At 74.6% G+C, this 21,025-nt stretch carries 20 protein-coding genes; 8 read left to right on the top strand and 12 right to left on the bottom strand.

What is annotated here, in order from left to right:
* Positions 1-2: 2 nt before the first annotated feature.
* From hppD to AD017_RS15390, 6 genes are all read right to left on the bottom strand, one after another.
* The gene (gene hppD / locus AD017_RS15415; protein WP_010239633.1) at positions 3-1,199 is read right to left on the bottom strand and encodes a 4-hydroxyphenylpyruvate dioxygenase; all 1,197 of its coding nucleotides are present in this window, start codon (positions 1,197-1,199) and stop codon (positions 3-5) included.
* Positions 1,196-2,257, bottom strand: a complete 1,062-nt coding sequence (locus AD017_RS15410; protein WP_060574646.1) for a Glu/Leu/Phe/Val dehydrogenase dimerization domain-containing protein — start codon at positions 2,255-2,257, stop codon at positions 1,196-1,198. Before AD017_RS15410 ends, hppD begins: the two co-directional genes overlap by 4 nt.
* A gap of 151 nt (positions 2,258-2,408) precedes the next feature.
* Entirely contained in the window at positions 2,409-3,608 is a 1,200-nt protein-coding gene (locus AD017_RS15405; RefSeq protein WP_060574645.1) for a homogentisate 1,2-dioxygenase, read from the bottom strand.
* The gene (locus tag AD017_RS15400; RefSeq protein ID WP_082399263.1) at positions 3,583-5,277 is read right to left on the bottom strand and encodes an FAD-dependent monooxygenase; all 1,695 of its coding nucleotides are present in this window, start codon (positions 5,275-5,277) and stop codon (positions 3,583-3,585) included. Before AD017_RS15400 ends, AD017_RS15405 begins: the two co-directional genes overlap by 26 nt.
* Positions 5,278-5,279: 2 nt before the next feature.
* The gene (locus AD017_RS15395) at positions 5,280-6,242 is read right to left on the bottom strand and encodes an MBL fold metallo-hydrolase (protein ID WP_010224400.1); all 963 of its coding nucleotides are present in this window, start codon (positions 6,240-6,242) and stop codon (positions 5,280-5,282) included.
* A gap of 90 nt (positions 6,243-6,332) precedes the next feature.
* Positions 6,333-6,869, bottom strand: a complete 537-nt coding sequence (locus AD017_RS15390; RefSeq protein WP_060574644.1) for a MarR family winged helix-turn-helix transcriptional regulator — start codon at positions 6,867-6,869, stop codon at positions 6,333-6,335.
* A 25-nt stretch (positions 6,870-6,894) separates the two neighbouring features.
* Between AD017_RS15390 and AD017_RS15385 the strand changes: the two genes are divergently transcribed.
* From AD017_RS15385 to AD017_RS15375, 3 genes are all read left to right on the top strand, one after another.
* A complete protein-coding gene (locus tag AD017_RS15385) occupies positions 6,895-7,530 on the top strand; it encodes a carboxymuconolactone decarboxylase family protein (RefSeq protein ID WP_168170536.1) in 636 nt (211 codons plus the stop codon).
* A gap of 65 nt (positions 7,531-7,595) precedes the next feature.
* Positions 7,596-8,027, top strand: coding sequence for a CBS domain-containing protein (locus tag AD017_RS15380; RefSeq protein ID WP_060574643.1), 432 nt, complete (start codon positions 7,596-7,598; stop codon positions 8,025-8,027).
* Positions 8,028-8,166: 139 nt separating this feature from the next.
* Entirely contained in the window at positions 8,167-8,964 is a 798-nt protein-coding gene (locus tag AD017_RS15375) for an aldo/keto reductase (protein WP_060576418.1), read from the top strand.
* 751 nt (positions 8,965-9,715) lie between these two features.
* Here AD017_RS15375 and AD017_RS15370 read toward each other — a convergent pair.
* The gene (locus AD017_RS15370; RefSeq protein WP_060574642.1) at positions 9,716-10,726 is read right to left on the bottom strand and encodes a phosphotransferase family protein; all 1,011 of its coding nucleotides are present in this window, start codon (positions 10,724-10,726) and stop codon (positions 9,716-9,718) included.
* On the bottom strand, positions 10,723-11,904 hold the full coding sequence (locus tag AD017_RS15365; RefSeq protein ID WP_060574641.1) for an acyl-CoA dehydrogenase family protein: 1,182 nt from the start codon (positions 11,902-11,904) through the stop codon (positions 10,723-10,725). The genes AD017_RS15370 and AD017_RS15365 overlap by 4 nt, the downstream gene beginning before the upstream one ends.
* 105 nt (positions 11,905-12,009) lie before the next feature.
* On the opposite strand from AD017_RS15365, the gene AD017_RS15360 reads away from it, so the two are divergent.
* A complete protein-coding gene (locus AD017_RS15360) occupies positions 12,010-12,594 on the top strand; it encodes a TetR/AcrR family transcriptional regulator (protein WP_060574640.1) in 585 nt (194 codons plus the stop codon).
* On the opposite strand, the gene AD017_RS15355 is transcribed toward AD017_RS15360, so the two are convergent.
* The gene (locus tag AD017_RS15355) at positions 12,583-13,695 is read right to left on the bottom strand and encodes a helix-turn-helix domain-containing protein (RefSeq protein ID WP_060574639.1); all 1,113 of its coding nucleotides are present in this window, start codon (positions 13,693-13,695) and stop codon (positions 12,583-12,585) included. The genes AD017_RS15360 and AD017_RS15355 overlap by 12 nt on opposite strands.
* Positions 13,696-13,713: 18 nt before the next feature.
* A complete protein-coding gene (locus AD017_RS15350) occupies positions 13,714-14,952 on the bottom strand; it encodes a M20 family metallo-hydrolase (RefSeq protein WP_010240900.1) in 1,239 nt (412 codons plus the stop codon).
* Between the two features lie 257 nt (positions 14,953-15,209).
* Here AD017_RS15350 and AD017_RS15345 point away from each other — a divergent pair, with 257 nt between their 5' ends.
* Positions 15,210-16,493 (top strand): MFS transporter, encoded by a 1,284-nt coding sequence (locus tag AD017_RS15345; protein WP_227012756.1) that lies wholly within the window; start codon positions 15,210-15,212, stop codon positions 16,491-16,493.
* Positions 16,494-16,519: 26 nt separating this feature from the next.
* Here the strand turns inward: AD017_RS15345 and AD017_RS15340 are convergent, their stop codons facing one another.
* Positions 16,520-17,239 carry a FadR/GntR family transcriptional regulator gene (locus AD017_RS15340; RefSeq protein WP_010240894.1) on the bottom strand — a complete coding sequence of 240 codons (720 nt, stop codon included), beginning with the start codon at positions 17,237-17,239 and terminating at the stop codon, positions 16,520-16,522.
* A gap of 71 nt (positions 17,240-17,310) precedes the next feature.
* Positions 17,311-17,856 carry a gamma carbonic anhydrase family protein gene (locus AD017_RS15335; protein ID WP_010240892.1) on the bottom strand — a complete coding sequence of 182 codons (546 nt, stop codon included), beginning with the start codon at positions 17,854-17,856 and terminating at the stop codon, positions 17,311-17,313.
* A 141-nt stretch (positions 17,857-17,997) separates the two neighbouring features.
* Between AD017_RS15335 and AD017_RS15330 the strand changes: the two genes are divergently transcribed.
* The 3 genes from AD017_RS15330 to AD017_RS15320 are packed head-to-tail and all read left to right on the top strand — an operon-like array spanning position 17,998 to position 21,022.
* Positions 17,998-18,828, top strand: a complete 831-nt coding sequence (locus AD017_RS15330) for a (Fe-S)-binding protein (protein WP_010240890.1) — start codon at positions 17,998-18,000, stop codon at positions 18,826-18,828.
* Positions 18,825-20,366 (top strand): LutB/LldF family L-lactate oxidation iron-sulfur protein, encoded by a 1,542-nt coding sequence (locus AD017_RS15325; protein WP_060574637.1) that lies wholly within the window; start codon positions 18,825-18,827, stop codon positions 20,364-20,366. The genes AD017_RS15330 and AD017_RS15325 overlap by 4 nt, the downstream gene beginning before the upstream one ends.
* Positions 20,363-21,022 (top strand): LUD domain-containing protein, encoded by a 660-nt coding sequence (locus AD017_RS15320; RefSeq protein WP_010240886.1) that lies wholly within the window; start codon positions 20,363-20,365, stop codon positions 21,020-21,022. The genes AD017_RS15325 and AD017_RS15320 overlap by 4 nt, the downstream gene beginning before the upstream one ends.
* Positions 21,023-21,025 lie beyond the last annotated feature (3 nt).

The raw sequence follows: 21,025 nt of genomic DNA, 5'->3' as shown, positions 1-21,025 counted from the left end.
CGTCAGACGTTCCCGCGGCGCTCCTGCTCGCGCTCGATCGCCTCGAAGAGTGCCTTGAAGTTGCCCTTGCCGAAGCCGAGCGAGCCGTGCCGCTCGATGAGCTCGAAGAACACCGTGGGCCGGTCCCCGACCGGCTTGGTGAAGATCTGCAGCAGGTAGCCGTCCTCGTCGCGGTCGACCAGGATCCCGCGCGACTGGAGCTCGGAGATCGGGACGCGGACCTCCCCGATCCGGGCCCGCAGCTCCGGGTCCTCGTAGTAGGCCGCGGGGGTGGCGAGGAACTCGACGCCCCGGGCCCGCAGCACGTCGACGGTGGTGAGGATGTCGTTGGTCGCCAGCGCGAGGTGCTGGGCGCCGGGGCCGCGGTGGAAGTCGAGGTACTCGTCGATCTGCGACCTCCGCCGGCCCGGCGAGGGCTCGTTCAGCGGGAACTTGACCCGGTGGTTGCCGCTGGCGACGACCTTGCTCATCAGCGCGGAGTACTCGGTGGCGATGTCGTCGCCGACGAACTCCGCCATGTTCGTGAAGCCCATGATCCGGCGGTAGAACTCCACCCACTCGTCCATCCGGCCGAGCTCGACGTTCCCGACGACGTGGTCGAGGGCCTGGAAGAGCCGCTTCGGTGCCCCGTCGGGGCGGACCGCCGTGGAGCTGCGGGCGACGTAACCGGGCAGGTACGGGCCGGTGTAGCGGCTGCGGTCGACCAGCGTGTGCCGGGTGTCGCCGTAGGTGGCGATCGCGGCGGTCCGCACGGTGCCGTGCTCGTCGGTCGCGTCGTGCGGCTCGGCCAGGACGGTCGCGCCCTGGGCGCGGGCGTGGGCGATGCAGCGGTCGACGTCGGGGACCTCGAGCGCGATGTCGACGATCCCGTCGCCGTGGACGCGGTGGTGGTCGGCGACGGGGCTGTCCGGGTCGACGGCGCCGCGCAGCTCGAAGCGGACGGCGCCGGAGCGCAGCACGTAGGCGTGGTGGTCGCGGTTGCCGGTCTCCGGGCCCGAGTAGGCGACGAGCTCCATGCCGTAGACGGCCTGGTACAGCAGCGCGGCCTGGGTGGCGTTGCCGACGGCCCAGACGACGGCGTCCCAGCCGGTGACGGGGAACGGGTCGCGGGCCGCGTCGTGCTCGACCAGGCCGACGAGGCGGTGCAGCGACTCGGCGTCGAGCTCGGCGAGCTTCTCGGAGTCGGTGAGGATGTTCATCGCTGTACTCCCTCGATGCCGTTCGACAGGGTGCGTGCGGCGACCCGCTCGGCCGCCGCGACGGTGGTGATGCCGTGCTCGCGGGCGTCGGTGAAGACGGCGGCGAGGGTGGCGCCGATCGCCCGGGTGCGCTCGGCGACCCGCTCGGCGCCCCAGCCGAGGACCTCGCGGCCGACCAGGTGGATCGCGCCGCCCGCGTTCGCGACGAAGTCGGGCGCGTAGGTGATGCCGCGGCGGCGCAGCACCTCGGCGGCGCCGTCGTCGTCGAGCAGGTTGTTCGCCGCACCGGCGACGACCGCGCACGGCACCGTGGCCGCCGTCGCGGTGGACAGGAGCCCGCCGGTCGCGCACGGGACGAGCACGTCGCACTCGCGGGTCAGCACGTCGGCGGTGCCGATCACCTCGGCGCCGAACGCGTCCGCCGCGGCGGCGCAGCGGTCCGGGTCGACGTCGGTGACGATCAGCTTCGCGCCGGCGTCGGCGGCGAGCCGGGCCACGTCCGCGCCGACGGCGCCGAGGCCCTGGACGAGCACGCGCAGCCCGTCGAGCCCGTCCAGGCCCGCCTCGTCGACCGCGGCGGTGACGGCGGCGAACACGCCGAGCGCCGTCGTCGGGGCGCTGGACCCGGGGCCGCCCGCGGCGACGGAGCGGCCGAAGGCGTGCGGGGTCAGCGTCCGCAGGGTGTCCATGTCGGCGGAGCCGGTGCCGACGTCTGGGCCGGTCGTGTAGTTGCCGCCGAGCAGGTTCAGGTTGGCCGCGTGCAGCTCCAGGACCCGGCGCCAGGCGGCGTCCCCGAGCGACGCGCGCGGGGCGGGCAGGGCGATCACCGACTTGCCGCCGCCCATCGGCAGCCCGGCGGCGGCCATCTTCAGCGTCATCGCGCCGGCGAGCCGGCGGGCGTCGGCGACGGCGGCGTCGACATCGGCGTAGACCATCGCGCGGGTGCCGCCGGAGGCCGGGCCGAGCCGCGTGGAGTGCACCCCGATCACGAACCACGCCCCCGTCTCCGGGTCGTGCCGCACCGAGGTCAGTTCGCCGTCCCACTCCGGCAGAGCCATGCCACGCCTCGTCTCACTCGTCGCTGATGTGCAACGAGGACACTCCCGGCGGCCCTACCTGCGCAACCGGCCCATCACGAGCTGGTCGATCCGGCCAGATCCACGAGGATGCGGCGGCCGACTGCTGGCCGGATCGCCCAGGAGACCGGCGTCACGACGGCGGCCCGCGACCGGCCCAGGTCCAGGCGTAGCCCGGGTCCTCCGCCGCGATCCCACCCTCACCCAGCGCCAGCGGACGGAACGTGTCGACCATGACCGCCAACTCGTCGAAGAACTCCGCCCCCAACGCCCGCTCCACCGCACCCGGCTGCGGACCGTGGCTGTGCCCACCCGGATGCAACGAGACCGACCCCAGCCCGATCCCCGAACCCTTGCGGGCCTCGTAGTCCCCGCCGCAGTAGAACATCACCTCATCGGAATCCACATTGGAGTGGTAGTACGGCACCGGCACCGCCAACGGGTGATAGTCGACCTTGCGCGGCACGAAGTTGCACACCACGAAATTCCCGCCCTCGAACACCTGGTGCACCGGCGGCGGCTGGTGCACCCGCCCCGTCACCGGCTCGAAATCGGCGATGTTGAACGTGTACGGATACAGACACCCGTCCCACCCCACCACGTCGAACGGGTGATCCGGCACCACGTACCGGGTCCCCGTGATCCCGGACCCGCCACCGCGGTGCTTGACCAGCACCTCCACATCGGTGCCCTCGACCAGCAACGGCTCCCCCGGGCCGTGCAGGTCCCGCTCGCAGTACGGGGCGTGCTCGAGCAGCTGCCCGAACCGCGACAGGTACCGCTTCGGCGGTGCGATGTGCGAACTCGCCTCGATCGCGTACAGCCGCACCGGCTCGGATCCCTCCGGGACCCACCGGTGCGTCGTCGCCCGCGGCAGTACCACGTAGTCCCCCGCGCCGGCCCGCAGCGTGCCGAACACCGTCTCCACCCTCGCCGCACCCGACTCGACGTAGACGCACTCGTCGCCCACCGCATTGCGGTACAGCGGCGAGGCCTCGCCCGCCACGACGTAGGAGAGCCGCACGTCGGCGTTGCCCAGCACCAGGCGCCGCCCCGTCACCGCGTCCACCGCCTTCCAGTCCTGCGCGCCCAGGGTGTGCAACCGCAGGTGCCGCGGGACCAGGGGCCGGTTCTCGCTCAACGACTGGTCGGGCAGCTCCCACGGCGACGCGTCCACGATCGCCGAGGGCACCCCGCGGTGATAGAGCAACGACGAGTCCGAGGAGAACCCCTCCTCCCCCATCAACTCCTCCGCATAGAGGCCCCCGTCGGGCCGGCGGTGCTGGGTGTGCCGCTTCGGCGGGACGTCACCGACGCTGCGGTAGTACGCCATCGGAGTGCTCCTCTCCTGAGGGGACGGCCCGCGCGGTGGCGCGGGCGAGTGCGACCGCGAGGTCGTCGCGGGTCGGCCGGTGGAGGACGGCGGCGACGTGCGCGTCCGGGCGGACGACCCACACCTCGCCGGGCCGGGCACCGAGCACACCGGTGAGGTCGGCGTGCTCCCCCGCGCCCCCCGGCCGGGATGCACGTCCCGGCCCCGCGGCGGGCCGCAGCGTGCTGCCCGACCGTGGTGACGCCGGTGTCATCGGCAGGGTCGTGGCCGGGCCGGGTGCGGCGGCGGCTGCCGCCGTGGCGACTCCGGTGTCGGCGCCGGGCGCGGTGAGCAGCAGGAACCCGTCCCGGGCCAGCGCGCGCAGCCGCGTCGTCGTGCCGTCGGGCAGGGTCACCGGGGCGTCGGGGACCAGGATCCCCGGGCCGGCGGGCGGCACCTGCCCGCGCGGCGGGCGTCCGGCGAACGGGCGGGAGCGGTCCGCGGTGGTCAGCGGCGAGCCGACGTACCAGAACGGCTCGGACAGCCGTCCGGAGTCGACGAGCGCGCGGGCCTCCGGGTCCGTCGCGGCCCGGGCCAGCACGTCGGCGCGGTGCCGGGCCCGGCCGGGATCGGGTGGGACGAGGAAGTCCATCGTCGCCGTCGTCACCGCGACGTTCTCGACGGCGGCGGCGTGCCGCTCGTCGTGGTAGCTCTCCAGCAGCTCCGCGGGCGCCCGGCCGAACCCCGCCCAGGCGATCTTCCAGGCGGCGTTCTCGGCGTCGGCGACCCCGGAGTTCAGCCCGCGCGCCCCGAACGGCGACACCAGGTGCGCGGCGTCCCCGGCCAGCAGCACCCGGCCGCACCGCATCCGGTCCGCGACGCGCGAGTGGAAGCGGTACACCGACGACCACACCAGCTCGTACGGGACGTCGCCCACGACCTGCCGGATGCGGGCGTCGAGCGCGCCGGACGCGGTCTCGGCGGCGAGGTCGTACCCGGCCGGGACCTGCCAGTCGATGCGGAACGTCGAGTCGGGGCACGGGTGCACGAGCACCTGGCGGCCGGGGTTCCACTCCGGGTCGAAGTGGAAGTGCCGCTCGTCGGCCCGGTGCGGCAGGTCGGCGCGCACGTCGCAGATCAGGAAGCGGTCGTCGAAGCTGTGGCCGTCGAAGGACACCCCGAGCTGCCGGCGCAGATCGTCGCTGCGGGCCCCCGCGCACACCACGGCGTACGAGCCGCGGACCTCCGCACCGCCCGCGCGGACCGCGACCCCGTCCGCGGTCTGCGTGACCGCGGTGACGGGCGCGTCCCACCGCACGTCGATCAGGGGTTCCGCGGCGATGCAGCGGTCGAGCTCCTGCTCGGTGCGGCACTGCGACACGTTGACGAACGGCGGGAAGGGCGACCGTCCGGGGGAGCTGAAGGTCTGGGCGAACAGCTCGGTCCCGCGGTGGTAGGTCCGTGCGGTGGTCCAGGTGACGCCGGCGTCGGCGATCCGGCGGCCCGCCCCGACCGACTCCCACACGTCGAGGACGTCGCGGTGCTGGCAGATCGCCCGGGAGCCGACGGCGTCGCGCCCGGGCCGCCGGTCCAGCACGACCGACGGGACACCCCAGCGGGCGAGCAGCAGCGCCGTCGTCTGGCCGACCGGACCCGCACCGACCACGACGACGGGCTCGTGCCGCCACACGGTCAGGACTCCTGCAGCTGCGCCCAGACCTCCCGGTCGCGTTCGGCCGTCCAGATCACCGGACGCTCGATCCCGGCGAGCTCGTCCCAGAGCCGGGAGACGTCGAAGGGCAGGCAGTGCTCGAAGATCGGCCAGTGCCCGTAGTCGTCGACGAGGGCGGCGTGGGTGGCCTCGAACGCCTGCCGGAGCGTGCCCCCGCGCCGCTGCACCGCGCCGACCTCGTCGATCATGACCTGCAGGAAGTGCCGGGTCTGGGCGATCGCGGCGTCGACCTCGGACCGGCCGCGGCTCACCGCGCCGCGCCCGCCGACGAGCTGCTCGGCGCCGAGCGCCGCCACCGCGTCCAGCGTGCCCGCCGCCCACTCCCGGTGGAACGCGTCGCCGGTGTAGAGCGCGGCCTGGGCCTCGACGAGGTCACCGGCGAACAGGATCCGCTGCCGGGGCAGCCAGGCGGTGATGTCGCCCTCGGTGTGCCCGCGCCCGTGGTGGGCGAGCACGAGCTCGCCGCGGTCGCCGCCCAGGTCGATGGTGAGGCGGTCGGCGAAGGTGAGCGTCGGCCAGGTCAGCCCGGGGACCGAGTCGGCGGACTCGGCCAGCCGCGGCATCCGGGCGAACTCCGACTCCCAGTCCTCCAGACCCCGCTCCGCGACGAGTGCCGCGGTCGTCTCGTGGGCGACGATCGTCTCCGCGTCGAACGCGCTCGCCCCCAGCACGCGGACCGCGTGGTAGTGCGAGAGCACCAGGTAGCGGACCGGTTTGCGGGTGTGCTCCCGCAGCCTCGCCAGCCACTTCCGGGCGGCCACCGGGGTCGCGAGGGCCTCGAAGCAGACCAGGAAGTCCTCGCCCTCGATCGCGCCGATGTTCGGGTCGCCCTCGGCCGTCAGGGCGTAGACACCGTCGGCGAGCACCTCGAGGGTCTGCTCCTTGGCCGCGGTGTCGGCGGACGAGGCGAACGGCTTGGCCATGGCGGGGACCCTCCGGGACGACGCTGAACGGAGATCATCAAACCTTTGAGCATCGGCCACGGTACGGCGCCGGACCCGTGAACACCAGGGTCAGCGGCGCCGGACCCAGTCCTGCTCCTGCGCCGCGGCCGCCAGCTTGGCCAGCAGCCCGTTCAGCGTCGCGAGCTCCTCGGGGGTGAGCAGCCCGGCCCAGTCCGCCTCGCGCCGGTTGTGCGCGCCGAACGTCTCCTCCAGCCGCGCGGTGCCCTCCGCGGTCAGGCCGAGCACCACCGTCCGGCGGTCCCGCGGGTCCCCGGTGCGCTCCACCAGACCGCCCGCCTCCAGCGTCTTGGCCAGCGCGGACACCGCCGCCCGGCTCATCCCGGCCAGCTCCGCGCAGCGCCCCGCCTCCTGCGCCCCGGCCACCCACAGTGCGAACAGCAGGCGGAACGCCGACCAGCTCCAGCCCGCCGGGCGGTGCACGGTCGACTCCAGGTCGTAGACGATCGCGGAGGCGACCCGGTGCAGCATCAGCACCATCGCCATCGCGGACCGGTCGATGCCCGGCATCCGCTCCCCGGCCCGGTCCAGCGCGACCTCGGTGAAGGGCAGGAACCCGTCAGGTACGGGATCGGGACTCGGGGACACGCCCGCGATCGTAGGGTCCGTCGGTGTGAGCACCGATCCCGTGACCCCGGACCCCCGCACCGCGGGGCCCGCCGGCGACCTGCGCGGCCGCCCCCGGCCGTCCGGGCCGCCGCGGACCGCGCCGCTGCACCCCGCGGACCTCGACGACGAGCGGGCCGCCCTGCACGCCCGCATCGCGACCGGCCCGCGCCGGTCCCAGGCCCGGGTCCCGCTGGTCGACGACCGGGAGCGGCTGCTCGGTCCGTTCGGGCCGATGCTGTTCTCGCCGCGGATCGGTGACGCCGTCCAGCAGGTCGGCGCGGCCCTCCGCTTCGACGCCGACCTCCCGCCGCGGCTGCGGGAGATCGCCGTCCTCGCCGTCGCCGTGCACCACGGCAGCGCCTTCGAGTGGGCGTCGCACGAGGGCCTGGGCCGGGAGACCGGGCTGTCGGGCGGCCAGCTGCAGGCGTTGCTCGACGGCGTCGTCCCGGACGGGCTCGACGACGCCGAGCGGACCGGCCTCGACGTCGTCCGCACGGTGCTCGACACCCGCGACCTCGACGACGACCGGTACACGACGGCCCTGCAGGTACTGGGCCGCGACACCCTGGCCGCGCTGGTGTGGCTGACCGGCTACTACGCGATGCTGGCGAATGCGCTCGCGGTGTTCCGCCCGGAGTGACCGACGCGGGGGTGCGGTGCGGGCCCGTCCCGGGTACACCTGAGGCGACGGACGGAAGGAGCGCGATGGACACCCTGGTCGACGCCTCCGTCGGTGCTGCCATGCACACCTTCCCCAAGACGTGCGGCCCGGCGACCACCGTCGCGGACGCGCACACCTTCTTCGGCAACCCCAAGGTGCACGCCCTGCTGGTCGTCGACGACGGCGTGCTGCTCTCCGTGGTCGAGCGGGCCGATCTCGACGACGCCGACCCCGCCGCACCCGCCGCGCCGTCCGGGACGCTGGCCGGGCGCGTCGTCGCGCCGTCGGCGGACCTGCGGACGGCCTGGGACACGATGACCGCCACCGGGCGGCGCCGGCTCGCCGTCGTCGAGGCCGGACGGCTGGTCGGCCTGCTGTGCCTGAAGCGCACCCGGCGCGGGTTCTGCTCCGACGAGGGCATCCGGGCCCGGATCGACGAGCGCGCCGCCGGTGGAGGAGACCCGGACCACCGGTGAGGCGACCCACGACCGGGAACGCGGGGTCCGGCCGGGCCCGTTGACCCGGGACGAGTCCGCGACACCGCCGTCGCCGTGCGACGACGAGAGGACCCCGGTGCACCCGGACGCCACCATCACCCTGAACAACGGCACCACGATGCCGCGCCTCGGCTTCGGCGTGTCCGAGTCCCGGGACGCCCGCGCCGCGGTGACCGAGGCGCTCGCGCGCGGCTACCGCAGCATCGACACCGCCGCGGTCTACGGCAACGAGACGGCGGTGGGGGCCGCGCTCGCCGGATCCGGCCTGTCCCGGTCCGAGCTGTTCGTGACCGGCAAGGTGTGGAACGTCGGCCGCGACCGGGCGGACGCGATCCGCTCCGCGCACGAGAGCCTCGACCGGCTCGGCCTGGACCACGTCGACCTGCTGCTCGTGCACTGGCCGAACGACGAGCTGGAGCCGTGCCTGCGCACCTGGGACGCGATGGAGGAACTGCTCGCCGACGGCGCGGCCCGCGCGATCGGGGTCTCGAACTTCCGGCCGTCGCACCTGCGCCGGCTGCGCGGCCTCGGCGGGACGACGCCCGCGGTCAACCAGGTCGAGCTGCACCCGCACCACCAGCAGCGGGACCTGCACGCGGTGCACGCGGCGCTCGGCATCGTCACAGGGGCGTGGAGCCCGCTCGGCCGCGGCGCGGTCCTTGGCGGGCCCGCCCTGCGGGCGATCGCCGGCCGGCACGGCGTCACCCCGGCCCGGGTGGTGCTGCGCTGGCACCTGCAGCGGGGGACCGTAGCGGTGCCGAAGTCCGACACCCCGGAGCGGATCGCGGAGAACCGGGACCTGGCAGGCTTCGCCCTGACCGGCGACGAGATGGACGCGATCGCCGCCCTGGACGTCCCCGGCGGCACAGGCCGGATCGGCCCGCGCCCCGGCCGCGTCGACCGCCTGGCCGCCTGACCCACCGCCCCCGCACCCCGCACCCCGCACCGAGGACGCTCACCTGTTGCGGCAACGCTCACGCGATCGGGCGAGCTCCGACACAACAGATGAGCGCCACCGGAAACCGTGAGCGCCGCCAGACCCGTGGACGCCGACCGGTCCCGTCAGGACCACCGATCGGTGAGCACCGGCAGGTCCCGTGAGAGCCAGCACGCCCGCGGACGCCGACCGATCCGCGCTCACCTGTTCCGGCAACGCCCACCCGATCGCACGAGCGACGACACAACAGGCGAGCGCCACCGGAAACCGTGAGCGCCGGCAGACCCGTGGACGCCGACCGATCCCGTCAGGGCCACCGATCGGTGAGCACCGGCAGGGTCTGTGAACGCCGCGCCCCGGATCCCGTGAGCACCGGCAGATGCGGTGAGCGCCACCGGGTCCTGCGAGCGCCACCGGATCCTGAGTGCCACCGGAAGCGGTGAGCGCCACCGGAAGCGGTGAGCGCCGACAGGCCCGCAGACGCCCGACGGATCCCCGCGCTCACATGTTCCAGCAACGCTCACCCGATCGCGCGAGCGCGGACGGAAGAAGTGAGCGCCATCGGAAACGGTGAGCGCCGACAGGCCCGTGGGCACCGACGGATCCCCTCAGCGCCACCGGAACCGGTGAGCGCCCGCGGGTCCGGTGGGCGCCCGCGGGTCCGGTGAGCACCGGCAGGTCCGGTGAGCACCGGCAGGTCCGGTGAGCGCCGGCGGGAAGCGCGGGGCGGTCAGGTGGTCGCGGCCGTCAGGCCTGCGGCTGCGAGGGGCGCGGTGGCCTCCCCGACGGTCGCGAAGCCGTCGCCCCGGGTGTCCCCGCGGACGTGCCGCTCGTGGATGCCCTCCGCGATCACCGCGATCTTGAAGTAGGCGAGGCCCCGGTGGAACGACCAGTCCCGCGGCTCCCGCCCGGAGGTGGCGACGTAGCGCTCGACCAGCTCGTCGGCACCCGGCATGCGGGCGCTCGTCGACGCCGCCGACCCGGCCAGCACCGGCGCGAAGACCGGGTCGCCGTAGGCCGTGTGCAGCGCGAGGTCGGCGAGCGGGTCGCCGAGGGTCGCCATCTCCCAGTCGACGAGCGCCCGGATCCGGGTCGGGTCGGCGGGATCGAGGATCGCGTTGTCGATGCGGTAGTCGCCGTGTACGACGGCGGCGTCGCTCTCGGCCGGGCAGATCGCGTCCAGCCGGGCGTAGAGGGCCTCGACGTCGCCGAGCTCGCGGGTCTTCACCCGTTCCCACTGCGAGTACCAGCGGTCGACCTGGCGGCGCAGGTACCCGGCCGGCTTCCCGAGCCCGGACACCGCCCCGGTGGTCGCGTCCACCGCGTGCAGCGCCGCGAGCGTGTCGACCAGCGCGAACGCGGTGTCACGGACCTGCCCGTCGGTGTACGCGTCGAGGTCGTCCTCGCTGCGGACCACGACGCCGTCGACGAATCCGGTGAGGGCGAACGGCACGCCGATCACCGACTCGTCGGCCAGTGCGACGGCCGGGGCGACCGGCACCCCGGACCCGGCGAGGGCGGCGACGAACCGGTACTCGCGGCCCATGTCGTGTGCCGACGGGGTGAGGTTCCCCAGCGGCGGGCGGCGGAGCACCCAGACCGACTCGCCGTCGGTGACCCGGTAGGTCAGGTTGGACCGGCCGCCGGAGACCAGCTCCGCGGTGACGCCGCCGCGGTAGCCGTCGACGTGCTCCTTCAGGAAGCCGTCGAGCGCGTGGAGGTCGAGACCGTCGGGGCTCATCGGGTCGCCCGCCCCACGACGCGCTTGGCGATCGACCAGCGGTGGGTCTCCGACGGGCCGTCGTAGATCCGGAACGGGCGCACCTCGCGCAGGAACCGCCCGAGCGGGATGTCCCCCGAGACCCCGAGCGAGCCGCAGAGCTGCAGCGACCGGTCGACGACCCGCCACACGGCCTCCGCGGTGAAGGTCTTCGCGATCGACACCTCCATCCCGGCACTGCGCCCCTGGTCCAGCTCCCAGCAGGCCCGCAGGATCAGGCCGCGCGAGGCGTGCAGGTCGATCTCGTTGTCCGCGACCATCGCCTGCGCCATGCCCAGGTCGGCCAGCCGGGACCCGAACAGCTTCCGGTCCGCGGCCCGGGCGACGGCGATGTCCTGCGCCCGGCGGGCGAGACCCAGCCAGCGCATGCAGTGCGTCATCCGGGCCGGGCCGAGCCGGACCTGGGCGTAGCGGTAGCCCTGGTCGACCTCGCCGAGCACGGCGTCGTCGCCGACCCGGCAGTCGGAGAACTCGACCTCGAGGTGGCCGCCGTAGAGCGACTCGTCCAGCGTCGGGATGTGCCTGCCGATCTTCATCCCCGGGTTGGACGCGTCGACCAGGAACATCGTCGCCCCGCCGCGCTCGCCGGGGACGCCGGCGGTGCGGGCCATGACGATCGCGAACGCCGCGCCGTCCGCACCGGTGATGAACCACTTGTGCCCGTCGATCCGCCAGCCGCCGTCGACCCGGGTGGCGACGGTGGCGAGCGCGTCCGGGTCGGAGCCTGCACCGGGGGCGGGCTCGGTCATGGCGAAGCAGGAGCGGACGTCGCCGGCGGCCAGCGGCGCCAGGTAGCGGACCTTCTGGTCCTCGGTGGCGATCTGCTCGAGCATGTGGACGTTGCCCTCGTCGGGGGCGGCGATGTTCAGCGCGAGCGGCCCGAGCAGCGAGTAGCCGGCCTCCTCGAACACCGCGGCGCGGGCGCGCATGTCCAGCCCGTGCCCGCCGAACTCGACGGCCGCGTGCGGCGCGAACACCCCGGCGGCGCGGGCCCCGTCCTGCAGCTCGCGGCGGACGTCCTCGGACGGGACGACGCCGTCGTGCGCCTCCTCGACCGGGATCACCGTCTCCCGGACGAACCGGGACGTGCGCTCGGCGAGCTCGGCCACCTGAGGGTCGAGGGTGAAGTCGACGGCCATGTCTCCTCCTGATGATGATTGGCTAATGATAATTAGCCACCATCGTCGCAGCTCTGCGCAAGTAGGTGCCGACCCACGTCACATCCGGGCTATACACTGGGAGCCGTGCGGGAGGCGGAGATCCGGGCGGCGGCGCTGGAGCAGTTCGCCGTCCGCGGCTACGAGGCGACGACGATGGCCGACATCGGCGCGGCCGTGGGCATGCGCGGCCCCAGCCTCTACAAGCACGTCAGCTCCAAGCAGGACCTGCTCGCGTCGGTGATCGAGGAGACGATGACCGCGCTGCTCCGCGAGCACGACACGGCTGTGTCCGGTGTGGACGATCCGGTGGAGCGCCTGCGCCGGGCGGTCGACGCGCACGTCCGCTTCCACGCCCGGCACCGGCGCGAGGCGTTCGTCGGGACCCGCGAGCTGCGCAGCCTCGTCGAGCCCCGCCGCTCCGAGGTCGTCGGGCTGCGCACGGAGTACGAGCGGCGCTTCCGGTCCCTGGTCGCCGACGGCACCGACCGCGGCGCGTTCCGGGTGACCGACCCGCGGCTCGCGTCGTACGCGATCCTCGACCTCGGGATGGGGGTCGCGGTGTGGTTCCGGGAGGACTCCGGGCCCACCGAGAACGAGGTGGCCTGGCAGCAGGTGGAGTTCGCGCTCCGCCTGGTCGGCGCCGTCCGGCCCCCGCCCTCACCCCAGTAGGACGACGGCGAGCGCCGCGTCCCGCGGCCGGGTCAGGTCCAGGCCGGTGAGCTGCGCGAACCGGCGGAGCCGGTTCAGCACCGTGTTGCGGTGGCAGTAGAGGACCCCGGCGGCCTCGGACACGCTCCCCGAGTCCAGGTAGGCGTGCGCGGTCGCACGCAGGAGCACCGCCTCGTCCTCGCGGGCGCCGTCGAGCCCGGACAGCAGCCGCCCGGCCAGCCCGTCGTGCTCGTCGAGGGCGCGGCGGGCCACCAGCGGCCACACGTCGCGCGGCTCGCGCGGGCGGGCCACGTCCGGCGGGAGCAGCCGCGCCATCCGCACCAGCGCCGCGGCCGCGCCGGGCACCGCCGCGAGGCCCGCGACACCGTCGTCGACGACGCAGGCGATGCCGCCGGTGAGCCGGTCGCGCAGCCGCCCGGCCCCGGGCGCTCCGCTCGCCCAGAACACGACGACGCCGAACTCGACGTCGCGCAGGTGCACACCGGCTGCGCGGGCGGCCCGGCCGCGCAGGGTCGCCGCGTGGTCGGCCAGCGCGGCGCACACCGCGAACGCCCCGTCCTCGGACACGCCGAGGCCGGTGGCGAGCCGGGCGTCGCGGTACTCGTCGGCGGGCCCCGCGCCGAACAGCAGGTCGAGCAGGTGCCGCTGCTCGTCGCGCTGCTGCTCGGCCAGGAGTGCCCGCTCGCCGAGGAAGGCGAAGTGCACCTCGCGCGCGTAGGCGTCGACGACCGCCCAGAGCAGGTCGGCCCGCGGGGCGAGTGCCGCCGCGTCCTCGGCCTGTTCCAGCAGGGCCGACCAGAGCACCGGGAAGTCGAGCCGGACGGCACGGACCAGGTCGTCGAGGTCCACTCCCTGGCGGGCGCGCCGGCGACCCAGCCGGTCGGGCAGGTCCCCGAGATCGATCCGGCCGTCGCCGCGGCCGAGCTGGTCGACCAGCAGTGCGAGCGACGCCTCGGCGGTCTCCCGCAGGTCCTCCCGGGTGACGGGCTGGTCGTCGTAGCGCCCCTCGGCGTCGAGCCGGGCGAGGAACGCGGACGCCAGCTCCGGCACCCGCCTGCGCAGCCGCGCCACGGTCCGCGCCCAGGCCGCGTCGGAGTCCACGCGCACCAGCGTGCCAGGTCAGCGTCCGGTGATCTCCCCGGCGGCGAGCCGGCGCACGACCCCGGTCAGCAGCGCGACGCCGGCGAGGAGGTCGTCGTCGCGGGTCAGCTCGCGCTCGTTGTGGCTGATCCCGTCCACGCTCGGCACGAACAGCATCACCGTCGGCACGTGACCGTTGAGGTTGACCGAGTCGTGCCCGGCCACGGTCGACATCGGACGGTGCGACAGCCCGAGCTCGTCGGCCGCGCGGCGGGCCAGTTCGACACCGTCGGCCGGGAACGGCCGGACACCCCAGCCGTGCGAGCCGGCGATCTCGACCCCGACACGCGCGGACTCCTCGATGCCCGGGACCCGCTCGTGCAGCAGCGCGTCGGCGCGGGCGAGCAGGGCCTCGTCGGGGCTGCGCAGGTCGAGGTTGAGCGTGACCTCGCGGGCCACGGTCACCGGGCTGTTCGGCTCGACGGCCATCCGGGACACCGACGTGTGCAGCGGCGCCTCCTCGGTGCCCAGCTCGTCGGACAGGGTGCGGGCGAGCACCACGAGCTGCGCGGCCCCGAGCAGGGCGTCACGCCGATCGGGCATGGGCGTGGACCCGGTGTGCGACTGGTCCCCTACCACGCGGAGGTCGTACTTGCGGGCCGCCCAGGTGTCGGCGACCAGGCCGACCGTCGTGCCGGTCCCGTCCAGCTCCCGGCCCTGCTCGATGTGGATCTCGGCGTAGGCGGCGACGTCGGCGAGCACCGGGGCACCGGTCCCGGTGTGGCCCATCTCGGCCAGCCGGTCGCCGACCCGGACCCCGGCCGGGTCCCGGGTGTCGAGCGCCGCGGCGGGATCGAGCAGGCCGGTGAACACGGCGCTGCCGAACATGCTCGGCGTGAACCGCGACCCCTCCTCGTTGAACCAGTTGACGACGGCGAGGTTGTGCACGGCGCCGCCCGAACCGGCCCGGTCGAGCACCGCGTACGCGGCGGCCAGCACGCCGTACGCGCCGTCGAACCGCCCGCCCCGGGGCTGGCTGTCCAGGTGCGACCCGGCCAGCACCCACGGGGCGCCCGGGACGAGCTCCAGCAGCCCGAACTGGTTGCCCACCTCGTCGTACCGGACGGTCAGGCCGTGCCCGGTCAGCCACCGCTCGAACCACGCGCGCTGCGCCTCGTCGGCGTCCGACGCGGCCTCGCGGTGCACCCCGCCCCGCTCGGTCGCGCCGAAGGCCGACAGGGTCGCGAAGTCGTCCAGGAAACCGCCGCCGGTGGTCATGCGCCCATCGCAGCACGCGTCCACGGGGCCGGTCATCGGACCGCCGCCCCCGGTTCGACGACGGCGGCTGTGCACTCGCACAGACACCGGCCGCGGAGATGACGGCCCGGTTTCGTTGTGCACCTGCACAGCCCGACGCAGTCAGGACGCGACGATCGGGAGTTCCGCCCGGCCGCTACGCCGTCGATGCTGGCACGACCCACACGACGACCTGCGGAGGCAGCATGGCCGGGGACCGGGGACAGGGACGCGCGACGGTGACCGACACCGACGCCCGCAAGGTCGCGTTCGGCGCGTTCGTCGGCACCGCGCTGGAGTGGTACGACTTCTTCCTCTACGGGACCGCGGCCGCGCTGGTCTTCAACCGGCTCTACTTCGCCACCGACGACGTCGTCGTCTCCACCCTGGCCGCGTTCGCCTCGTTCGCCGTCGGGTTCGCGGCCCGCCCGCTCGGCGCGGTGATCTTCGGGCATCTCGGTGACCGGATCGGCCGCAAGCGCTGCCTGATCATCACCGTCACGATGATCGGGATCGTGACCGGCCTGATCGGCCTGCTGCCGTCCTTCGCGACCATCGGCATCGCCGCACCGCTGCTGCTCACGCTGTTCCGGCTGCTGCAGGGCGTGGCAGTCGGCGGGGAGTGGGGCGGCGCGGTCACCCTGGCCGTCGAGCACGCCCCGCCGGAGCGGCGCGGCCGGTACGCGGCGATGCCGCAGATCGGGGCGCCGGTCGGGACGCTGCTGTCGTCCGGTGCGTTCCTCGCCGTGGCGCAGCTGCCTCCGGACAGCTTCGACTCCTGGGGCTGGCGGCTGCCGTTCCTCGCGGCGTTCCCGCTGCTCGCGATCGCGCTGTGGCTGCGCCGCCGGGTCGAGGAGTCGCCGCTGTTCGAGCAGCTGCTGGCCGAGGACGAGCGTGCATCCTCCCCGGTCCGCGAGGTGCTGGTGCGGGCCTGGCCGCAGCTCGCGGTCGGCGCGGGTACCGCGTTCCTCGGCGTCGGCGGCTTCTACCTGATCACCACCTTCATCATCAGCTACGGGACGTCGCAGCTGGGACTGCCGCGCTCGCTCATGCTCGGCGCGACCCTGGTCGCCGCCGTGGTGGAGATCGGCGTCGTGATCCTCGGCGGGCGGCTCGCGGAGCGGTACGGCGCCTGGCGGGTGACGGTCGCGGGCGGTGTCGCGTCGGCGCTCACCGCGTTCCCGGCGTTCTGGCTGATCGACACGGGATCGCCCGCCGCGGTGATCACGGGGGTCACGCTGGCCACGGCCCTGCTCTCGATCCCGTACGCGGTGTCCGGGGCGCTGCTCACCGAGCTGTTCCCGCCGCACCTGCGGTACTCGGGGGTGGCGCTGTCGTCGAACCTCGCCGGCGTCGTCTCCGGGTTCGTGCCGCTCGGTGCGACGGCGCTGCTCGCCGTCGGCAGCGGGACGTCGACCCTGCCCGCCCTGCTGCTCGTCGGCATCGCCCTGGTCACGGCCGGGTCCGGGGCCGTCGCGCCGCGGCTGTTCGCCGACCGGGACCGCGTCGTCGCCGGGACCTGACCGGGCTGCCGGGCCGGGCGCCCTGGCTACCGGGGCCCGGCCGGCGGGAGCACGCCGTGGAACGCGCGGATGTGCTCCTCCATCAGGTCCGCGGCACGGCCGCCGTCGCCCGCCAGGAGCGCCGCGTGGATCGCGCGGTGCTCCCCGCGCAGCCGTTCCCGCAAGGACGGCCAGTCCACCCGCTCGTGCATGGCGTCCAGCAGCACCCCGCGGACGGACTCCCGGATCGCCACCGTCAGCTCGTTGACCAGCCGGTTCCCGGCCGATCCCGCGATGAGGACGTGGAAGGCGATGTCGGCGTCGCTGAACGCCTCGGGATCGAGGTCGGCGTCCATCGCGTCGAGCTCCGCCGTCATCACCAGCAGGTCGTTGGCGGTCCGCCGGGACGCGGCCAGCCCGGCCGAGAACCGTTCGAGCATCACCCGGGCCTCGGTGACGTCGTCGACCGGGAACGAGTCGACGGCGAGATGGAGCTGGAGCACCCGGCCGAGCGCCCGCGCCGGGGCCGGGACGATCACGGTGCCGGAACCGTCGCCGGTCCCGACCTGGGAGCGGATCACCCCCTGGGCCTGCAGCACGCGGAGCGCCTCGCGCACCGCCGTGCGGCTGGCGCCCAGGGTGCCCGCGAGCTCGCGCTCGGCGGGGAGCCGGTCCCCGGGCCGCAGCGCACCCGAGGTCAGCCCCTGCTCGATGTGGGTCAGCACCATCTCGTAGGTGGCGGTCCGCCCGCCGGTTCCCGATGACACGGCACCTCCCCTTCCGACGCTTCCGATGCTTTCGATGCTTCCGGCGTTCCTGTCCCGCACGGGCGGGTCCGTCAGCGCGGATCCGCCCCGGTCGCGAGCAGCTGCGCGTCGCGGTGCCGCACGGTGAGCTCGCGGTAGACCTCCGCGTTGCGCCGGATGTGCTCCAGCTCCTCGTCGCGCAGGCTGCGCCGGACCTTCGCAGGCACACCGGCCACCAGGGAGCGGGGCGGGACCTCCATCCCCTCCGGGACCAGCGCGTTCGCCGCGACCAGCGACTCGGCGCCGACGACCGCACCGTTGAGCACGGTGGCGTTCATGCCGACCAGGCAGTCGTCCCCGACGGTGCAGCCGTGCAGCACCGCACCGTGGCCGACCGACACCCCGTCGCCGATCCGGGCCGGGGACCCGGGGTCGGCGTGGACGGTGGCGCTGTCCTGGACGTTGCTGCCCGCACCGATCGTCACCGTCTCGGTGTCGGCCCGCAGCACGGCCCCGTAGTAGACGCCGGTCCCGGCGCCCACGGTCACCGATCCGACGACGGTCGCGGTGTCGGCCACCCACACCTCCTCCGCCACGGACGGTGCACGGTCGCCGATCGCCAGCACGTTCTGCCGCACGGCCGGGCCTCCTTCGTCTCCACGGGCCGCGCGGGCTCCCCGGCGGGGAGACCGTGGCGCGGGCACCGCTTGCCTGTGGTCCGACCAAGACGCTAGCTTGGTCGGACCACAGCCTCAACCACCACATCGCCGGAGGCACCCATGCCACGCGTCGGCCTGATGGTCACCTGCCTCAACGACGCCCTGTTCCCGGACACCGGCAAGGCCGTCGTGACCCTGCTCCGCAGGCTCGGCGTCGAGGTCGAGTTCCCGGCCGCGCAGACCTGCTGCGGACAACCGATGGTCAACACCGGCTACGTCGCCGACGCGGTCCCGCTCGTCCGCAACCACCTCGACGCCTTCGCCGGCTGCGACGCGATCATCGCCCCGTCCGGGTCCTGCGCCGGGTCGGTCCGCCACCAGCACGGCATGGTCGCGGAGCGGTCCGGCGACCCGGGCCTGGTCCGCGGGGTCGAGAACGCCCCGCCGACCTACGAGCTGACCGAGTACCTCGTCGACGTCCTCGGGACGACCGACGTCGGTGCCTACTTCCCGCACCGGGTCACCTACCACCCGACCTGCCACTCGCTGCGCATGCTCGGCGTCGGCGACCGGCCGGCCCGGCTGCTCCGTGCGGTCCGCGGGCTCACCCTGCTCGACCTGCCGGGCGACGCCGAGTGCTGCGGGTTCGGCGGGACGTTCGCGGTGAAGAACGCGGAGACCTCGATCGCGATGGGCAACGACAAGGCCCGCCACGTGCGGGAGACCGGCGCCGAGGTGCTCGTCGCCGGGGACAACTCGTGCCTGATGCACATCGGCGGGCTGCTGTCCCGGCAGCGCTCGGGGGTGCGGGTGATGCACCTGGCCGAGATCCTCGCCTCGACCGAGCCGGTGATCACCGGCCGCGCCGAGCGGGCGGCCGATCCGACGAGCGTCGGCAGCGCCACACCCGAGGCGGGCACGGCCCCGCGGGAGCAGGAGACGGTCCGATGAGCGGCACCTTCCTCGGCACACCGGCGTTCCCCACCGCGGCGCGGGCCGCGCTGGAGGACTCCCAGCTGCGCCGCAACCTCGCCCACGCCACGGCCACCATCCGCACCAAGCGCGGCGGCGTCGTCGGCGAGGTCGACGAGTGGGAGCAGCTGCGGCTGGCCGGTGAGGCGATCAAGAACCGGGTGCTGCGGCACCTCCCCCGCTACCTCGAGCAGCTCGAACGCTCCCTGACCGCGGCCGGGGCGACCGTGCACTGGGCCCGCGACGCCGCCGAGGCCAACGCGATCGTCGTCGACATCGCCCGGCGGCACGAGACCGACGAGGTCGTCAAGGTCAAGTCGATGGCCACCCAGGAGATCGAGCTCAACGACGCCCTGGAGGCCGCCGGGATCCACGCCTGGGAGACCGACCTCGCCGAGCTGATCGTCCAGCTCGGCGACGACCTGCCCAGCCACATTCTGGTCCCGGCGATCCACCGCAACCGTGCCGAGATCCGCGAGATCTTCCTGCGCGAGATGAGCCGGGCGGGCCGTCCCGCACCGGCCGACCTCACCGACGAGCCGAAGCAGCTGGCCGCGGCGGCCCGCGCGCACCTGCGGGAGAAGTTCCTGCGGGCGAAGGTGGCGGTGTCCGGGGCGAACTTCGCCGTCGCCGAGACCGGGACGCTGACCGTCGTGGAGTCCGAGGGCAACGGGCGGATGTGCCTGACCCTGCCCGAGGTGCTCGTCTCGGTGGTCGGGATCGAGAAGGTCCTGCCGACCTTCGCCGACCTCGACGTGATGCTGCAGCTGCTGCCGCGCTCGTCGACCGGGGAGCGGATGAACCCCTACACCTCGACGTGGACCGGGGTCACCCCCGGCGACGGTCCGCAGGAGGTGCACGTGGTCCTGCTCGACAACGGCCGCACCGACGTCCTGGCCGACCCCACCGGGCGCCAGGCGCTGCGCTGCATCCGGTGCTCGGCCTGCCTGAACGTCTGCCCGGTCTACGAGCGCACCGGTGGGCACGCGTACGGCTCGGTCTACCCCGGACCGATCGGCGCGATCCTCACGCCCCAGCTCCGCGGGGTCGGCTCGGACCCGCAGACCGACTCGCTGCCGTACGCCTCCAGCCTGTGCGGGGCGTGCTTCGAGGTCTGCCCGGTGCGGATCGACATCCCGGAGGTCCTGGTGCACCTCCGCAGCGAGGTCGTCGAGGCCCACCAGCAGGCGTCGCGGGTCCCGTCGGTGCAGGACATGGCGATGAAGGCCGCGTCGTGGACGCTGTCGTCGTCGGCCCGGACCGGTGCGGCGGAGAAGGCGGCCGGCTGGGGCGGCCGGCTCGCCGCCAGGATCGGGCGGACGGCGCCGGGCGGACGCAACGTGCTCGGCGCGATCCCCGGCGGGCCGGCGGGCGCCTGGTCCGACTCCCGCGACGTCCCCGTCCCCGCCGCGGAGTCGTTCCGGCAGTGGTGGGAACGGACCGACGGCGGGCACCGCGACGACGGCGGCGCCGGCAACGCGAACGGGAACGACGGCGGGAACGGGGACCGGCGATGAGCGCACGCGACGCGATCCTGCAGAAGGCCCGCCGGGCGCTGGCCGACGTGCCGGACACCGAGCCGGACGTCGACGTCCCGATCGTCCGGCCGGCCCCGGCCCGGGACCGGTCCCACGCCGACGTCGTCGACCTGTTCGCCGAGCAGGTCGCGGACTACCGGGCCGTCGTGGAGCGCGCGACGCCCGCGACCGCCGCCGGGCTCGTGGCGGGTGCGCTCGCCGGGCGCTCCCCGCTGGCCGGGGGCGGACGGTTGCGGATCCTCGTCCCGCCCGGCTTCCCCGCCGGGCTGGTCCCCGCCGACGTCGAGGTCGTCACCGACGGGCCGGACGTCGGGGTGTCCGAGCTGGACCGTTGCGACGGCGTGCTGTCGACGGCGGCGATCGGGATCGCCGAGACCGGCACGATCATCCTCGACCACGGCCCCGGCCAGGGCAGGCGCGCCGCCACCCTGGTCCCGGACCTGCACGTCTGCGTGGTCCGGGCCGACCAGGTCGTGCCGGGGGTGCCGGAGGGCGTCGCCGCGCTGGACCCCGCCCGCCCGCACACCTGGATCAGCGGGCCGAGCGCCACCAGCGACATCGAGCTGGACCGGGTGGAGGGGGTGCACGGGCCGCGCACCCTGCACGTCGTCGTCGTGGCGGGTGACGACGGCTGACCG

This window comes from Pseudonocardia sp. EC080619-01, assembly GCF_001420995.1.
Classification (GTDB): domain Bacteria; phylum Actinomycetota; class Actinomycetes; order Mycobacteriales; family Pseudonocardiaceae; genus Pseudonocardia.
This window is presented reverse-complemented; position numbering and strand designations above follow the sequence as displayed.

Excerpts from the sequence above, each read along its gene's own strand:
- AD017_RS15365 (WP_060574641.1), bottom strand. The coding sequence starts at position 11,904 with ATGGCCGTCGACTTCACCCTCGACCCTCAGGTGGCCGAGCTCGCCGAG.
- AD017_RS15405 (WP_060574645.1), bottom strand. The coding sequence starts at position 3,608 with ATGGCGTACTACCGCAGCGTCGGTGACGTCCCGCCGAAGCGGCACACC.
- AD017_RS15325 (WP_060574637.1), top strand. The coding sequence starts at position 18,825 with ATGAGCGGCACCTTCCTCGGCACACCGGCGTTCCCCACCGCGGCGCGG.
- hppD (WP_010239633.1), bottom strand. The coding sequence starts at position 1,199 with ATGAACATCCTCACCGACTCCGAGAAGCTCGCCGAGCTCGACGCCGAG.
- AD017_RS15350 (WP_010240900.1), bottom strand. The coding sequence starts at position 14,952 with ATGACCACCGGCGGCGGTTTCCTGGACGACTTCGCGACCCTGTCGGCC.
- AD017_RS15380 (WP_060574643.1), top strand. The coding sequence starts at position 7,596 with ATGGACACCCTGGTCGACGCCTCCGTCGGTGCTGCCATGCACACCTTC.
- AD017_RS15410 (WP_060574646.1), bottom strand. The coding sequence starts at position 2,257 with ATGGCTCTGCCGGAGTGGGACGGCGAACTGACCTCGGTGCGGCACGAC.
- AD017_RS15370 (WP_060574642.1), bottom strand. The coding sequence starts at position 10,726 with ATGAGCCCCGACGGTCTCGACCTCCACGCGCTCGACGGCTTCCTGAAG.
- AD017_RS15395 (WP_010224400.1), bottom strand. The coding sequence starts at position 6,242 with ATGGCCAAGCCGTTCGCCTCGTCCGCCGACACCGCGGCCAAGGAGCAG.
- AD017_RS15320 (WP_010240886.1), top strand. The coding sequence starts at position 20,363 with ATGAGCGCACGCGACGCGATCCTGCAGAAGGCCCGCCGGGCGCTGGCC.
- AD017_RS15375 (WP_060576418.1), top strand. The coding sequence starts at position 8,167 with ATGCCGCGCCTCGGCTTCGGCGTGTCCGAGTCCCGGGACGCCCGCGCC.
- AD017_RS15330 (WP_010240890.1), top strand. The coding sequence starts at position 17,998 with ATGCCACGCGTCGGCCTGATGGTCACCTGCCTCAACGACGCCCTGTTC.